Source organism: Spiroplasma gladiatoris, assembly GCF_004379335.1.
Taxonomy (GTDB): domain Bacteria; phylum Bacillota_I; class Bacilli_A; order Mycoplasmatales; family Mycoplasmataceae; genus Spiroplasma_A; species Spiroplasma_A gladiatoris.
The window spans coordinates 1131185-1148328 of the sequence record NZ_CP038013.1; the positions used below are offsets into that span (position 1 = coordinate 1131185).

At 27.0% G+C, this 17144-nt stretch carries 16 protein-coding genes; all 16 read right to left on the bottom strand.

Annotation, left to right across the window (positions count from 1 at the left end):
• Window positions 1-40: 40 nt before the first annotated feature.
• The 16 genes from rpoE to SGLAD_RS05190 all read right to left on the bottom strand — a co-directional run bounded on the left by rpoE (window position 41) and on the right by SGLAD_RS05190 (window position 16902).
• Complete coding sequence (gene rpoE / locus SGLAD_RS05115; protein ID WP_134298328.1) at window positions 41-511, bottom strand: DNA-directed RNA polymerase subunit delta; 471 nt, start codon at window positions 509-511, stop codon at window positions 41-43.
• Window positions 512-531: 20 nt separating this feature from the next.
• Complete coding sequence (locus SGLAD_RS05120) at window positions 532-1722, bottom strand: HD domain-containing protein (RefSeq protein ID WP_134298330.1); 1191 nt, start codon at window positions 1720-1722, stop codon at window positions 532-534.
• Between the two features lie 9 nt (window positions 1723-1731).
• The gene (gene gltX / locus SGLAD_RS05125; RefSeq protein ID WP_134298332.1) at window positions 1732-3168 is read right to left on the bottom strand and encodes a glutamate--tRNA ligase; all 1437 of its coding nucleotides are present in this window, start codon (window positions 3166-3168) and stop codon (window positions 1732-1734) included.
• A gap of 1 nt (window position 3169) precedes the next feature.
• Window positions 3170-3640 (bottom strand): 2-C-methyl-D-erythritol 2,4-cyclodiphosphate synthase, encoded by a 471-nt coding sequence (locus SGLAD_RS05130; protein ID WP_134298334.1) that lies wholly within the window; start codon window positions 3638-3640, stop codon window positions 3170-3172.
• Between the two features lie 102 nt (window positions 3641-3742).
• Window positions 3743-4840: a redox-regulated ATPase YchF gene (gene ychF / locus SGLAD_RS05135; RefSeq protein ID WP_134298336.1), complete on the bottom strand. Its 1098-nt coding sequence runs from the start codon at window positions 4838-4840 to the stop codon at window positions 3743-3745.
• A gap of 15 nt (window positions 4841-4855) precedes the next feature.
• On the bottom strand, window positions 4856-5728 hold the full coding sequence (locus tag SGLAD_RS05140; protein WP_134298338.1) for a ParB/RepB/Spo0J family partition protein: 873 nt from the start codon (window positions 5726-5728) through the stop codon (window positions 4856-4858).
• Window positions 5715-6488, bottom strand: coding sequence for a ParA family protein (locus tag SGLAD_RS05145; protein WP_134298340.1), 774 nt, complete (start codon window positions 6486-6488; stop codon window positions 5715-5717). The genes SGLAD_RS05140 and SGLAD_RS05145 overlap by 14 nt, the downstream gene beginning before the upstream one ends.
• A gap of 14 nt (window positions 6489-6502) precedes the next feature.
• Window positions 6503-7201 (bottom strand): 16S rRNA (guanine(527)-N(7))-methyltransferase RsmG, encoded by a 699-nt coding sequence (rsmG, locus tag SGLAD_RS05150; RefSeq protein WP_134298342.1) that lies wholly within the window; start codon window positions 7199-7201, stop codon window positions 6503-6505.
• Between the two features lie 68 nt (window positions 7202-7269).
• A complete protein-coding gene (locus SGLAD_RS05155) occupies window positions 7270-8751 on the bottom strand; it encodes an APC family permease (protein ID WP_134298344.1) in 1482 nt (493 codons plus the stop codon).
• Window positions 8752-8753: 2 nt separating this feature from the next.
• Entirely contained in the window at window positions 8754-10625 is a 1872-nt protein-coding gene (gene mnmG, locus SGLAD_RS05160) for a tRNA uridine-5-carboxymethylaminomethyl(34) synthesis enzyme MnmG (RefSeq protein WP_134298345.1), read from the bottom strand.
• A 13-nt stretch (window positions 10626-10638) separates the two neighbouring features.
• Window positions 10639-12162 (bottom strand): methionine--tRNA ligase, encoded by a 1524-nt coding sequence (gene metG, locus SGLAD_RS05165; RefSeq protein ID WP_134298347.1) that lies wholly within the window; start codon window positions 12160-12162, stop codon window positions 10639-10641.
• Between the two features lie 4 nt (window positions 12163-12166).
• Window positions 12167-12685 carry a phosphoribosyltransferase gene (locus SGLAD_RS05170; RefSeq protein ID WP_134298349.1) on the bottom strand — a complete coding sequence of 173 codons (519 nt, stop codon included), beginning with the start codon at window positions 12683-12685 and terminating at the stop codon, window positions 12167-12169.
• Window positions 12669-13982, bottom strand: a complete 1314-nt coding sequence (gene purB, locus SGLAD_RS05175) for an adenylosuccinate lyase (protein ID WP_134298351.1) — start codon at window positions 13980-13982, stop codon at window positions 12669-12671. The genes SGLAD_RS05170 and purB overlap by 17 nt, the downstream gene beginning before the upstream one ends.
• 18 nt (window positions 13983-14000) lie before the next feature.
• Window positions 14001-15290, bottom strand: coding sequence for an adenylosuccinate synthase (locus SGLAD_RS05180; protein WP_134298353.1), 1290 nt, complete (start codon window positions 15288-15290; stop codon window positions 14001-14003).
• A gap of 10 nt (window positions 15291-15300) precedes the next feature.
• Entirely contained in the window at window positions 15301-15867 is a 567-nt protein-coding gene (pth, locus tag SGLAD_RS05185; protein WP_134298355.1) for an aminoacyl-tRNA hydrolase, read from the bottom strand.
• On the bottom strand, window positions 15868-16902 hold the full coding sequence (locus SGLAD_RS05190; protein ID WP_134298357.1) for a ribose-phosphate diphosphokinase: 1035 nt from the start codon (window positions 16900-16902) through the stop codon (window positions 15868-15870). It lies immediately after the preceding gene.
• Window positions 16903-17144 lie beyond the last annotated feature (242 nt).

Genomic DNA, 17144 nt, shown 5'->3' on the forward strand with positions numbered 1-17144 from the left:
TACAAATGAAAAAGTAGTTGCTAAAAACTACTTTTTAAAGTTAATCGTCATAATTATCTTCTAAATCTACTAATGTCATTTCGTCTGAATCCTCATCATCCATTTGATCAAAATCGTCATCGTCATCGTCATCGTAATCTTCTACACTAAGTTTTAATTTTGCAGCATCCAACTTGCTAGTTGTATTTGCTTCATCAAACATAGAATCATCTGTTCCTAAATCTAGATCGTCAAATTCTTCTGTAGTTTCAAATTTATCCACATAATCATATTGTTTTTTTACATCCTCAAATTTTAAATAATCTCTTAATCCTCATTTTCCTTCAGCCGTTAAAGCGAAGCGATTGTCTAGAACTAAATCACTATAAAGCTCTGCAATAATCTCATTCTTTGATCTTTTAGAAGTAGGAATGTCTTTGGATATATTGTTTCATATATCTTCAAAACTAGCATCACCTTTATTTGAAAGTAAATAATCATATGCTAATTCTATTGTTGGTGTTGTTCCCATTCAAAATTCCTCCATAAACTTTATTTTACATTATCCTTTATAAAAACATACAATATTTTTTCAATATTTCTTGGTACAGATTTTAAAATTTCTGATAATTCGCTTAACTCAAAAATATTTTTATCTTCATCTCTACAAAATAGTATTTTGTTGTTTTTATCACAATCATAAATTATTAAATCTATATTTTCTATTGTTGTAAAATAATATTTTTGATTTATTTTATCAACAAGATCTTTATATAAATTAAGCTGCTTACTTTCAATTGAGTTGGCTACTTTTAAAAACTTACGATTAATAATTCTATTTGCAAAATCCCTTAAAATTTCATCTTCTTCGAATTGTGTTTTTTTGATTCACTCTATCATTGTATAATCATCTAAACGTAAATAATCTTCAAGATTACACTTTTTTCCTTCTAATAAATCTTTTAAACTGTTAATTACATCTTTATTTTTAAACTCATAATTATTGTTGTATAGATCTGTTAGTCTCATAAATCACGATTTTAAAGTATAATCAAATCTAAAACTTACATTATGATGATATATTTGTTTAAACATATAAAATCTACCCAATAAATAGTTTTCAACTGCATATAAAGCTTTTAAACGAAAAACAAGTTTGTTATTGATTATTCTTGCATTTCTAATTATTCAATCTAAATCTAATTTTGAATAACTAACCCCAGTATTAATTGAATCTCTTAATAAATAATCTAATCTATCTGCATCTAGTTGACTTGAAACAAAAGAATTTAAAAGACTATTTTTGTATGTCCCTTCAATAATAGCTACAACATTTTCTGGATTTAACCCATGTTTTTTTAAAACTGCATTAACTTCTGTTTTTCCTAATATTATATCTGCTGTATATTTTTCGTGAGGTTGAACTGTTGAGATTTTTTCAAAAGTATGACTAAAAGGACCGTGTCCTAAATCATGAAGCAAACCAGCAATTTGAACAAGTAATTTATCATTATTTGTTATTTGTTTTCCTATATGTACATTATTTAAGAATTTTCCTATAACATGATAAACTCCAATTGAATGAGAAAATCTTGTATGATTTGCACCAGGAAAAACAAATTGCCCTCCGCCAAGTTGAATAATTCTTCTAAGTCTTTGAAATTCTTTTGTATTAATTAGTTCTTTAATTACTTCGTCTTTTATTTTTATATCACCGTGAACATTATCTCTTATATATTCCATATCAATCACCTATAATAATGAATCTATATTTTTTAAAACTTTTTGTTTTCCTAATAGTGATATTGTTTTTGCAAGCTCTGGCCCGTGTTCACTTAATGTTGTAAAAATTCTAATTGGCATAAATAAATCCTTACCTTTTTTTTCAAAAGTTTTACCTAACATAGAAATAATTTTTTTAATATTGTTTTCTTCAAAGTCTTCTAAGTTTATTAACTCGTTTTTTAAACTTAAAATCATTTCTTTATAATCGCTTAAAGTTCCTAAAGTTTCTTTAGTTTGTGCTGAAACTTCTACATCATTAAAAAAAATATCTAAATGCTTATTTATTTGAGAACCAAACTCTAATTCTTTTTTAAATAACATAAGTACACTATTTAGTCATAATGGTTCTTTATTATCTATATTAAATTTAGATTTATCAATAAATTTTTTAGTAAATTCTAAATAATTTTCATCACTTAACTTTTTCATTCATTGACTATTAATTCATTTCATTTTAACCATATCAAAAGTACTTGGAGATTTTGAAAATCTTTTTTCATCAAACATTTTTACAAACTCTTCTTTTGAAAATATTTCTTGTTCACCTTTTGGACTTCATCCAAGTAATGCAATATAATTAAACAAAGCTTCTGGCAAATATCCTTGCTCACGATATTGTGAAATAAAAAACATTGCGTTTCCACTTCTTTTAGAAAGTTTCTTTTTAGTTTCATCAACTATTAAAGTTAAATGGCAAAACTTTGGTTCAGTTCAATTAAATGCAGAATAGATTAAACATTGTTTAGGAGTATTTGAAATATGTTCTTCTCCTCTTACAACATGAGTAATTTGCATATCATAGTCATCAACTACAACTGCAAAATTATAAGTTGCAATTCCATTTGATTTTAGTATTACAAAGTCACCAATTTCTTTTGAATTAAACTCAACATCACCTCTTACAACATCATTAATTTTTATAGCTTGGTCTTCACCAACATTAAATCTTATGTTATAAGGTTTATCTTTTAATTGATCAATATCATTTCTATATAAACATTTTTTGCTATATTTAGTAGCTACAATTCCTCTTGCTTCTTGTTCTTCTCTTTCGATTTGTAACTCTTGTGGTGTACAAAAACATTTATAAGCAAAACCTTTTTCTATAAGCTTCTCTGCAAGTTCTTTATATCTATCAAACTTTTGAGATTGCATATACTTTCCATATTTATCAATAGGTTTTAAAAATGACTCATCAGGACTAATGCCTAATCACTCCATATTATCAAACTGTGATTCGATTGCTCCTTCTACGTTTCTTTCAATATCGGTATCTTCAATTCTAACGATAAAATCCCCATTGTAATGATGAGCGTAAAGATAATTCATTAAAGCTGTTCTAGTATTACCAATATGTAAAAAGCCAGTTGGTGACGGTGCATATCTTAATCTAATTTTTGTCATTTTATTCTCCTTTATAAATTAATACGTTACTATAAACCGTTATAGTTTCATAATTTCTTTTTTCTGTTGATGTTGCTTTAATAGAAATTTGATTTTCTTTAATTTTAAAAATAGATGCTAAGTTGCTCTTAATTGTTGGTTTGATATCCTTAAGATTAGGTTTTTCTAGCTCAATTAAAACATCGATGTTTGAAATTAAATAATTATTTTTCTTTAAAAGATTTAGAATGTCATTTACAATTTCTAATGAACTAAAATTTTTTGATTTTGTTTCTTTATTGTAATAAGTTCCTAAATCTTCTAACCCCATCGCTCCTAAAAAAGCCTCACAAAGTGAGTGCAATAAAACATCTCCATCGCTATAAGCATTGATCATTTTAGGAAAGTTTTTAAAAACTACACCTCCTAAAACTCCGTTTTTTAATATGAAATTAATTATATGAGTATCTTTTGAAAAACCAATTCTATACATATTTACCTCTAAAAAATATTATACAACAATTAATTGAAACATTTAAAATACTAGTTTTAAAATAAAAAATGTAAAACTGATTTTAGTTTCACATTTTTAAATTTATTTATTAAACTTGAAAAAACAAACGTCTCCATCTTGAACAAGATATGTTTTTCCTTCTAGACGAACTTTACCTGTTGCCTTTAACGCCTGTTCGCTTCCTGCTTGAAAAATATCTTCACATTTATAAACATCTGCTTTAATAAATCCTTTTTCAAAATCTGTATGTATAATTCCAGCACATTGAGGTGCAGTATAACCATCTTTAAATTGTCAACCCCTTGCCTCTTGTGGACCAGCAGTAAAATAAGTTTTTAGTCCTAATGATTTATAGGCTGCTTTTATTAAAACTTCTAATCCTGGTTCTTCAATACCCAAATCACTTAAAAAAGTTTGTTTGTCTTCGCTATCAAGTTCACTTAATTCTTCTTCAACTTTTGCACAAATTTTTACAACTTCACAATTATTATTATTTGCATAATCTTTAAGGGTTTTTACATATTCGTTATCTTGGTTAACATCAGATTCACCAACATTTGCAACATAAATAAATTTTTTTGTTGTTAACAATTGAAAAGATTTAAGTAAATGGTTTTCTTCTTCATCAAATTCTAATTTGTTTAAAAGTTTTCCTTCTTCAAGTTGCGCTTCACATTTTTTTAATAAATTAAATTCTGCAATAATTGTTTTATCTTTTGTAGATTTAAATTTAGGTTCAACTTTAGCTAGCCTTTTTTTAACACTAGCCTCATCAGATAATATTAATTCTAATTCAATAATTTCAACATCTCTTACTGGATCTACAGAACCTTCAACATGAGTTATATCTTTTGCATCAAAACATCTTACGACTTCACAAATTGCATCTGTTTCTCTTATATTTGCCAGAAAAGCATTACCTAAACCTTCTCCTTTGCTAGCTCCTGCAATTAAACCAGCAATATCTACAAATTCTATTGTTGTATATATTGTTTTTTTACTTCCAAATATTTTTGCTAAGTTGTCTAGCCTTTTATCTGGAACTTCTACAACCCCAACATTTGGTTCTATTGTTGCAAATGGATAATTTGCAGCCATAACTTTTGAGTTTGTAATTGCATTAAATAATGTTGATTTACCAACATTTGGTAATCCCACAATTCCTACTTGTAATCCCATGAGTTTCTCCTAATACTATTCTTCATTTAACAATCCTAAAATTTCTAAAATTCTATTTAAATCACTATCATTTGAATATCAAATTGATAATTTGTTATTTTCAATACTGACTTTAGTACCAAGTCTTCTCATAATATTATTTTCACTTTTAACAATAGAAGGACTTTTAGGTTTTTTAGTTTCTTTTTCAACAACATTTCCTTTATTTTTGATTAATAATTCTACTTCTCTTGCTGTTAAATTTTTTGTTAATATTTGCTCAAAAATATTATTTAACAAATCTTCATTGCCTAAGATTGTTAAAAGTGGTTTTGCTTGACCCATACTTATTTTTTTATCTAGCATTGCCTCTTGAACATTTTTTGGAAGGTTTAATAATCTCATTATATTTGCAATATGAGATCTAGATTTTCCAACTCTTTTAGATATTTCTTCTTGTTTCATTTTTAGACTTGTAGAAAGTTTTTTATAAGCTATAGCTTCTTCTATATCAGTTAAGTCGACACGCTGGATGTTTTCAATAATTGCAAACTCTTCCATTTGTTGATTTGACAGAGTTAAAACTATTACTGGCACTTCTTCTAACCCGGCAATTTTTGCAGCTCTCATACGTCTTTCTCCAGCAACAACCTCATTTTTATTATTAATAATAATTGGTTGAATTATTCCATGTATTTTTATAGAGTCTGCAAGTTGATTAATTTCTTCATTGTCAAATATTTTTCTTGGCTGATACGGATTTGGTTTTAATAAATCTAAACTTATTAATAAAGATTTTTCTTTTGCTATTGTTTTATCATTTTCAATAACATCAATTATATCTGTAACTGATTCACCAAATATATCATCTAGTCCTTTAAAATTGTACTTTTTTTTAGATGCGGCCATTTTCTTTCAACACCTCTTTTACAAATTCAACATGAGCTAATGCTCCTGGACCACTCTTGTCGTATTCAAATATTGATTTACCTTCAATTGAAGATTCTGAGATTTTAATGTTTCTTGGAATAATTGCTTTATAAACTTTATTACCAAAAGTTTTCATAATTTCTTCTAATACATCATGAGCTAATCTTGTTCTTGAATCAAACATTGTAACAAGAACTCCTTCAACAGTTAAATTTCTATTTAATGTTTCTTTAACTTTTTTAATTGTTCTTAAAAGTTGTGCTACCCCGTGCATCGCATAATGTTCTGCTTGAATAGGAATTAGGACTGTATCTGATATAGCTAATCCATTTCTATTGATTAATCCAAGGCTTGGTGGACAATCAATAATTATAAAATCATATCCTTCTTTAATTAAATTAATTTGGTCTTTTAAAACGTTTTGATTGTTGTTTTTTTGCTCTAACAAAATTAAATCAACTGCTGCAACATCAATAGAACTTGGAGCTAAGTCTACATTTTCTTTAATGTTTTTTACAATTACCTCATCTAAAGTTTTTTCTCCAATAAAAACGTGATACATGCTTAATGTTTTGTTATCAATCTCATAACCAACTCCAGTTGTTGCATTAAATTGAGGATCCATATCTATTAATAATACTTTTTGATTTGCCATCGCAAGCCCACATGCTAAATTAATTGCTGTTGTTGTTTTTCCAACTCCACCTTTTTGATTAGCTACTGAAATTATTTTTGCCATACATTTGTTCCCCTTTATTTTCCTAATGGTCTTTTTTTTATTTGTGAATATAATCTTGGGTAAATTTCATTTGTTTTACTAAATTTTTTATAAAACAAATTAATTCTTTCTCCCAAATTATTTATAATAAGCTTTTGTTCTTTATCTAATTTTAACCCAATAGTGCTCTCTTTGCTATTTAAATCTAAAATTTCACTTTTTACATTTTTTGATTTTAAACATATAAAATAGCCATTTACCTTTAAAGCTTGCACTCCTACTTCTAATAAGATATTTAATGGAGCCATTGCCCTTGAAATAACAATATCAAATTGTTCTTTTTGTTCTAAACTATATTCTTCAGCTCTTTTATTTACAGTAAAAACATTTTCTAATTTAAGAGTCTCAATTACTAGTTTTAAAAAGCTTATTTTTTTATTGTTAGATTCTACTAAGTAAATATTTGTATTTGGAAATAAAATTTTAATTATTAAACCTGGAAATCCAGCACCAGTACCTATGTCTAAAATTTTTTGGTCTATTAAGGAAATATTTTTTGTAAACAAAACAGAATCAACAAAATGTTTTAAATAAATTTCTTGGTCATCAATTATAGTTGTTAAATTATATTTTTGATTTTCTGATTTTAGCAAATCTTTAAATTGAATTAATTTTGTTTTTACTTCTTCGCTTATACCACCAACATATCCTTCTAGTGTATTTCAATCTCACATATACCCTCCAAAAAAATAACCAATGATTATATTACCATATAATCATTGGTTAAAGGTACAATTGGTTTCTAATTGCTTTGTTCTTTAATTATTTTTTTAGTTTTATATTCATTAAATAAATAAATACTTAATCCAATTATCAAAAATAAAAATCAAAGAATTGGAATAATTAAATAACTAGTATCTTTAGTGTTGGCGAACTTAACAATATTATCTATGATACCTAAATAATACATATAAATTATCATAAAAGTTAGAAGAGACAAAGTTATAATTCCTAAAACAAATCCTCCTTTTATTTTTTTTACAGGTATTTTTTTAGTTCTTCTGTTATTCAAAATTCCTCCTATAATTACAGCATATATTATAAAAACAAACAAAATTCCTGTATCTGCAGAATAATATGAAGCAATAAAATAATCGGGAGACCCAGAGTTTCATGTAACTGATAGTGATATCGAAATAAAAACTATCATTGTAATTAAATTAATTAATACAGCTGAAAGGTGTAGTTTGTTTTTTGAAATATCTGTTATTTTTAGTTCTTTTAAATAACTATTTTCTAATAAAGCTGCTTTAATAACCTTAGTGAAGACATTAGAGTAAGCATTTACAGAAGTTATTAAAGTAAAAACAATAATTAAATTGAAAATTAATGATAAGATTGGATATTTTTTAAACATTTGCAAAACATTACCATCATCTGAAACTAAAAAGATTGATACAGTTATTAAAATATAAAACAAAGCACAAGCTATTATTCCGCTAAGCATAGCAGGAGCAACAACCTCTTTATGTTCAATATCTTTTTGTAAAGTTACTGAATCAATAAAACCATCAAATGCAAATAAAACTGGTATAAGGGCTGAAAATAAATGATTCACTTTAAATTTTTCAAAATGTGAGTTAAAAGCATTTTGCGATACTTGTCCACTACTATATAATGCAATTCCACCAATAAGAATCATAATTAACGGTATAAACTTAACTATTGAACAAACAATTTGTAAAAGTTTTCCGCTTTTATCGCTCTTATAATTAAGAAATTGAATACTTAACAACACAACAATACCTAAAACTATTTCTAAAATTATTCTGGTTTGTTTACCCAAATCATCGTCTATACTTTTTCCTTTTGTACTAATAAGAAAACCATCTATCGCTTGAAAACAAGAATGAACTAAAAATAATGAACCAATAGTTGTTAAAAGTGGTATATAACAAACAACAAAAAATATTGCTGTAACTGATCCTCATTTCTTGTTTACAAATTTTTCTGCAAATTTCGATAATGTACTGTGCTCTTCTTTTTCCATTGCTTTTGAAGCTTCTATATAAGAAAGCATCATCATACAAGCAACAACTCCGACAAAGATTCAAACAGCTAAAGCTACATAGGGGTTTTTTCCTGCAGCTGCTAGCACTCCATCTTCACTAGAGTTTTTTAAATAAATTCCAGAACCAACTACGATTCCAAAAGTCATAGAAAACAATACTAAAAATTCATAAGTTTTATTAATAAACTTATTTTTTTTATTGATATTAATCATTATTATTTAACCTCGTTATATTTCTTTTTTAAATAAAACAAAAGCATTTGAATATCTGCTGGATTTACTCCAGTAATTCTTGAAGCTTGACCGATTGAAATAGGTCTAATTTTTTCTAATTTTTGTTTTGCTTCTATTGCAATATTTTCAACTTTTGCATAATCTATATCAATTGGAATTTGTTTTTCTTCCAATTTGTTAAATCGCTCGATTACTTCATTTTCTTTTTTAATGTATCCTTCAAAACGAATATTAATTAAGATGTTTTGTAACTGGTTATTTGATAGTGATTGAAGTTCTTTAATATATTTTTTTAGTGTATTAATATTTACTTTTGGTTGCTTCAATATTTCATATGCACTTAACCCTTGATTAAGGATTGCTTCTTGATTATTTTTTAATTCAATTGCTAAATCAGTTTTTGGAGAAAATCTTAATTCTTTAAGTTTTTCAATTGTTTGATCTATTTCTTTTTTATAAATTAAAAAATCTTGAAACTCTTTTTCACTTATCAATCCAATTTCGTAACCATATTGTTTTAACCGGATTTCTGCATTGTCATTTCTAAGCGATAATCTATTTTCTGCACGACTTGTTAATAATCTATAGGGCTCGATTACACCTTTGTTGATTAAATCATCAATCATAACTCCAATGTATGCTTCGTTTCTTTTTAAAATAAAAGGTTCTTGATTATTTAATTTTCTTACAGCATTAATTCCTGCAATTAACCCTTGACCAGCAGCTTCTTCATAACCACTAGTTCCGTTTATTTGTCCAGCAGTATATAAACCTTCAACATTTTTTAATTCTAAAGTTAGTTTTAATTGTTGAGGATCAATGCAGTCATACTCTATTGCATATGCTCATTTATCTACAACTACATTTTCAAAACCAGGCAAACTTTTTAACATTTTTTCTTGAACATCAATAGGCATAGATGTTGAAAAACCTTGAACATAAAATGTATCTAACATATTTGATTCAGGTTCTAAAAAAATTTGATGTGTATCTTTTTTATTAAATCTAACAATTTTATCTTCGAAGCTTGGACAATATCTTGGTCCTACTCCATCTATTTTTCCAGAATACATTGCTGATTTATTTAAATTAGTTTCAATTATTTGTTTTGTTTCTATAGTTGAATGAATTAAATAACAAGGTTGCTGATCTTTAAAATTTATAGGGTTTTTTGTCGAAAACGAAAAAGCCAAACTCATATCAGTTCCTGGTTCTATTGAAGCTTTTGATAAATCTATTGAGTCTTTCTTAACTCTTGGGGGTGTTCCTGTTTTAAATCTAAAAGTTTTAATATTTAAATTTTTAAATACTTCAGACAATTTAAAAGTAGTCCTTTCATCATTTGGACCACTTTGTATTTTTTCTTGACCTCTATAAATTAGACTTGATAAATAAGTTCCCGTTGTTAAAATAACAGCTTTGCAATTTATAATTCTGTTGTCTTCTAAAACCACACCACAGACTTTATTGTTTTTAAATAAAATATCTTCAACTGCTCCAATGACAAGTTCTAAATATTTTTGTTTAGAAATTACTTCTCTCATATATTTTGAATAATTAATTTTGTCAGATTGTGCTCTTAATGCTCAAACACCAGGACCTCTTGATGAGTTAAGTAGCTTCATTTGTAGAGCTGTAGCATCAGCTGCTTTTGCCATTTCTCCACCTAAAGCATCAATTTCTCTAACCACAATTCCTTTTGCTGGTCCCCCAATAGAAGGATTACAAGGCATAGTTGCAATTTTATCTTCATATAAATTAATTAAAATTGTTTTTTTCCCAAGTCTAGCACCGGCTAATGCAGCCTCAACTCCAGCATGTCCTGCTCCAACAACAACTATATCTGCTTCCATTGGTTTACCTCCTCTATTTTTTAATTCTTTCAAATAAAACTAATTTTTTTGAAATAGTTTCAAAGTCTATTTTGTTATTTGTTAATGAATCAAAATTAACTTTTTCAGGATTGACTCCCATTTGTAAAATCATATTTTCATAACTCTTTGTTAAAATTGGTTTTAGTAAATACGATACTATTAATATATTTTTTTGTAGAATTAAAAGAGTTTCATTTAGTTCTTCCAACTTATCTTCTTTTTCTAGATTTCAAGGTTTAGTTTCTTCAATAAACTTATTACATTCTTGTGCTAACTTTAACACTTCTTTTATAGCTGCATTCATTTCATAATTGTCCATTAATTTTTTATACTTTTCAATAGTTTCCAAACCCATTCTTACAAGGTAGTGATTTTTATCTAAGAGTTTAGTGTTTAACTTTCCATTAAAATATTTAATTATCATATTAGAAACTCGAGAAATAAGATTTCCTACATTATTTGCAAGGTTTGTGTTAAAAGATTCTATGAATAATTCTTCAGTTCATTCTCCATCTCTATCTGTTGGAAGATTATTTATAATATAAAATCTAACAGCATCACTAGAGTAACTTTTTAATAATTCAATTGGATCAATAACATTTCCTAATGATTTTGACATTTTATTGCCACCACTAATTATTCAACCATGACTCAAAAGTTTATTAGGTGTTTTTAAATTTAGAGAATTCAAAAGTATTGGTCAATAAATAGAATGAAATCTTGTGATTTCTTTACCCACTATTTGAAGAATCTCACCATCTTCTGATCAAAATTTTTCTAACAGTTCTGTATTATCACTACCAAACCCAAGTGCTGTTATGTAATTTGATAAAGCATCTATTCAAACATAGACTATGTGCTTGGGGTTTTCTAATACTGGTATACCTCAACTAAAACTAACTCTAGTTACAGACAAATCTTCTAGTCCTGTGTTAATAAAACTATTAAGCATTTCGTTTTTTCTTGACTCAGGTACTAAGAAATTTGTTTTAAATAAATCTTGTAAATATTTTTGGAATTTTGAAACTCTTAACATATAAGTTTCTTCTTGAAAATCTGTAGCAACATTTTTACAAACGTTATGTACAAAATCTTTATCCATTTGTTCAAATGTTAAAAATTCTTCACAACTTATGCAATACTTTCCTTTATACTCTGATAAATAAATAAGATCTTTTTTTAATAAGAATGAAAAAATTTTTTGTACTGCTATTATATGATCTTCATCTGTTGTTCTTATAAACCTATCATAATTTATATCCAACTTATTTCAAAGATCTTTAAAAGTTTCTACAACTTCATTTACATATTCTTTTGGTGTAATATTATTTTCTTTTGCTTTTTGTTCAATTTTTTGACCGTGTTCATCTGATCCAGTTAAAAAGAAAACTTCATAAAAGTTTTCTTTTTTATATCTTGCCATTACATCGGCTAATGTTGTTGTGTATGTGTGACCGATGTGAAGATTTCCACTTGGATAATAAATTGGTGTAGATACGAAGAATGTTTTTTTCATTTTTTTAACCTTCTATAATTAAATTATAAATTCCTTTTAAACCACGATAGCTTTCATTATAAGTTAGTCCATAACCCACAATATAAACTTCATCAACACTAAACAAAGAAGTTACTGGAATAGATACATTTCTATTTTTAAATTTTTTATCAATTAAAGCGAGTACTTTAACGTCAGCTGGTTTTTCTTCTTGAACAAGATCATATACTCTTTGTAGTGTATTACCTTTATAAAAAACATCAGTAACAAGTAAAACGTGGCGGTCCTTTAAAGATGATTGCATTCCTAAATCAATAATTGATCTAGCATCTGTTGCTTGATTTTTAATTATAAATTGAATTGTAACATCAATTGGTAATTCTCTTATTAAATCCGCAACGAAAACAAACGCACTTGAAAGTTCTGCAACAATTGTAAGTTGCTCTCCCTCATAGACTTTTGCTAGTTCAACAGCTGCTTTTCTAATAGATGCTTTTATTTCTTCTTCTGTAATTAGTGTTACTAAATTATTGTTTTGTTCCATTCTCTTTCAACACCCTTTCAAAAATTTTGTCTACGTTTCTTAAAAAAAAATTTATATCGAATAACTTCTCTAACTCATCTTCATCTTTAATAAAATTTAAAATATCATTTTCTATTAAAACATTTTTGAAGTTTTTTGAAGTTTTTTGAGACTCCAAAGTACAAGATTGAATAAAATCATAAACTTTTTCTCTAGAGTTATTATACTTCATTAATATATAAGTTAAAACCCTTTGACTAAAAAATAAATTTTTTGATTCTAAAATATGTTTTTCGATGTTATCTTTATTTACAACTAAATTTTTAATTGTGTTTGTCATTCTATTTAAAATATAAATTAAAATATTATATACATCTGGTAATATTAATCTTTCATTAGAACTATGTGATATGTCTCTTTCATGTCATAATAAGTTATTTTCATAACTTGTTGTTGCAAAGCTTCTAATGTATCTTGCTAAACCAGAAACATTTTCACTGCTTATTGGATTTTTTTTATGCGGCATAGAACTTGATCCTTTTTGTCCTTTTTCAAAACCTTCACATAATTCTGAAACTTCACTTCTTTGAAAGTGTCTTATTTCAATACCAATTTTTTCAAGAGTAGATGCTATATTTGAAAAAACACTTAACAAGAAAGCGTGTCTATCTCTTTGTGTTACTTGTGTTGAAATATTATCTACATGCAAATTCATTTTTTTAGCAACATAGCTTTCAATTTCTAATTCTAAGTTTGCATAATTACCCATTGAACCTGATATTTTTGCAACCTCAATTTGATTTCTTGCTAAGTAAAATCTTTCTAATTGTCTTTGAATCTCATCATATCATAACAAAAATTTTAGACCCAAAGATGTTGGTTCGCCATACATTCCATGAGATCTTCCCATAATTATTTGATTTTTATTTTCTTTAGCTTTTTCTAATAAAACTTTTTTTAATTCATGTAAACTTTTTTCAACAAGTTCATTAGAGTCTTTTATCATTTTGTTTTGAGCTGTATCAACAACATCAGTTGATGTTAAACCTAAGTGGATTCATTTTTTTTCTTCTCCAAGAGTTTCAGAAACAGCTCTTGTAAAAGCGACAACATCATGTTTTGTTTCTTTTTCAATTTCTAGCATTCTATTCATATCGATTTTTGCATTTTTTGTTATAAGTTGACTTTCTTCTTTTGGAATTACTCCTAGCTGCGCCCAAGCTTCTACAACTATTTTTTCAACATCAAGTCAAATTTTTAGTTTGTTTTTTTCATCTCAAATCTCTTGTATTTCTTTTATAGAATATCTTTCAATCATTATTTTATCTCCGGTTTCTTAAAATATTTCTTCTAACAAAACTGTTTGTGTTCTATCTGGTCCCACAGAAAATCCAACTAAATTAACTTCACAAAATTTTTCAATTAATTTCAAATAATTTTTTGCTTCATTAGGTAATTCTGAATAAGATTTTACATTTGTAATATCTTCATTTCATCCTGGCGTAATAATATATTCCGCAACACACTCTTCAAATTCTTCAGCGGTTGGAGGTGGTGAAGTTAACTTTTTATCTCCTAATTTGTATGAAGTACATAACTTTATTTCATCAACTCCAGATAATACGTCTAATAAAGTTATAAAAATTTTATCAATGGCAGAACTTCTGATTGCATACTTTAATGCAACAAGATCGATTCACCCAACTCTTCTTGGTCTTTTAGTATTTGAACCAAACTCGTTACCTCTAATTCTGATTCCATCACCAATTTCATTTAGCAATTCAACAGGGAATCCTCCAGCTCCAACTCTTGTCGAATAAGCTTTAACAACTCCAAGAACTGAGTCTATGTATTTAAAACTAATTCCAGAACCTAAAGCTACATTTGACGCAGAGCAATTCGAGCTTGTAACAAAAGGATAAGTCCCGTGATCTATATCTAACATAGCACCTTGTGCTCCTTCAAATAAAACTTTCTTTCCTTCTTTAATGGCTGATTCTAAATATTCTCCACATTCAATTACGTTATTTTTTATTTTTTCAAAGTTTTTAATTAGATTAGTATAAATAGTTTCAAAGTCCAAGATTTCAACATCAAACATTTTTTTTAAAAAGTTTTTTTGATATTCCCATATTCCTTTAAACTTTTCTTTAAAGTTATTTCTAAATAAGTCACCCACACGTATACCAGATCTTGAGACTTTATCTTGATAAGCAGGACCAATCCCTCTTTTAGTTGTTCCTATTTTATTTTTTCCTCTTGCCACTTCTTGTGCTTCATCAATTTGAATGTGATATGGAAGAACAAGTTGTGCACGATTTGAAATCAAAAGTGTTCCATGGTTAGGAACTGTTTTATAAATTAAATCCAACTCTTCATTTAGTTGTTCTAAATTAACGACGCAACCATTTCCGATTATATTAACTACATTTCTATTAAATATTCCTGAAGGTACTATTCTTACTTTATGTTTTTCTCCATTAAAATTTATTTGATGGCCGGCATTATCTCCCCCTGAGTATCTAACAACTAGATTAGTTACTTGAGAAAAATAATCTGTGATTTTTCCTTTACCTTCATCTCCCCATTGAGATCCAACAACAACTAAAGTATTATAATTTTTCATATTTCTCCTTTTATTTGTTAAATTTATTCATAATATTTTTAAAGTCGTTGTTTGATGCAAAGTCTTCCACAAAACCTTTTATTTCAAAAACTTCTTTTTTTATTTTATTTATTTCATCATTTGTCATTCTGCTTAAAACTCAATCTACTATTTTATAGTTTTCAGCAGGAGGGTCTATTCCAATTTTAATGCGATTAAATTTTTCTGTTCCTAAAAGTTTAATAATATTTTTTATTCCGTTATGGCCACCAGAACTACCTTGCTCTCTTAATCTTAATCTGCTAAGTTCTAAATCTTTATCATCGTAAACAATAATAATATCTTCTATTTTTATTTTATAAAAATTCATAAGTGCTATAACTGATTCACCAGATAGATTCATATATGTCTGTGGTTTAGCAAATATAATTATTTGACCTTTTATATTTTTAAAATATATAAAAGCTTTAAAATCTTGTTTTGTAGATTCATAACCATAATGTTCTAACAAAACATCTATAGCTATGTATCCTGCGTTGTGTCTTGTAGACTCATATTGTTTCCCAGGATTTCCTAGACCAACAATTAGTTTTGGCATTTACTTTTTCCCCTTGATATAATTATCGACTTTTTCAACTATTGAGTCACGATATTCTTGGTAAACATCTGTTAATGAATGTTTTTCATATGATGATCTAATCATATTGGCTAGTAAATCAGCTACAGAGATAACTTTCAAACCGTCAAACAATCTGCTTTCTGGCTGTTCAATTGTATCTGTAATAATAACTTGTTTAACAATTTTTTCTTTTAATGCCGCTTTCATTCTTTCAACAGCTGGTCCACTAAATACACCATGACAAGCTATTAAATAAATATCTTTTGCCCCTGCTTCTTTTAAAGCTTTTGCACCATTAATAATAGTTCCTGCTGTATCAATCATGTCATCAATCATAAAACATATTTTGTCTTTAACTTCCCCTAAGATGAATTCTACTTCTGATTTATTAGGTTCTGGTCTTCTTTTTGCAATTACAGCAATTCCTTTTGCTATATTTCCTGTGTATTGTTTTACGTTGTGCACTCTTGTCAAACCCCCATGATCTGGAGATACTAAAATGCATTCTTCTGGATCTAAATTATTTTTTATTATTTTATCAATTATTTCGTCTGCAACAGTTTGTGCTGTTGAAAAATTATCAGAAGGAATATTAAAAAATCCCATTGATTGTGTAGAGTGAATATCTACAATTATAATTCTATTTGCTCCTGCAACTTCTAATAGATTAGCAACTAGTCTAGAAGTAATTGGTTGTCTTCCTTTAGCTTTTCTATCTTGTCTTGCATATCCAAAATAAGGAATTACCACATTTATTTTAGAAGCACTTGCTCTTTTAAAAGCATCAATCGCTATTAAAAGTTCCATCAAATTTTCATTTACTGGGTTGTTAGTTGATTGAATAATGTATATTTCTTGTCCTCTAACCGAGTCTAATGATTGAACAATCATTTCTCCGTCTTCAAATTTAGAAGTTTTTGCTTGTGCTTCTTCAACTCCTAAAATTTCACATATTTTTTTTGCTAATTTTTTACTAGATGATAATCCAAAGATTTTGATATTTTTTTTGTCCATAAAACTTTTCTCCCCTTTAATAATAACAAATTTAATTAAACCTTAAAAATTAATCTTAAATATCAAAAAAGGTTTGTTATATATATTTATTTGCTTTATAATTTTTTTTGTGTGGTAAAAAACATTGAATTTGAGGCATACAGTAGGGTAAAATATTAATTAATTAAAAAAGTTTTGCCCTTCTAGACAATGTTTTTTTTATATATATGCATTTAAAATTTTAGTATTTCTAAAAAAAGTTA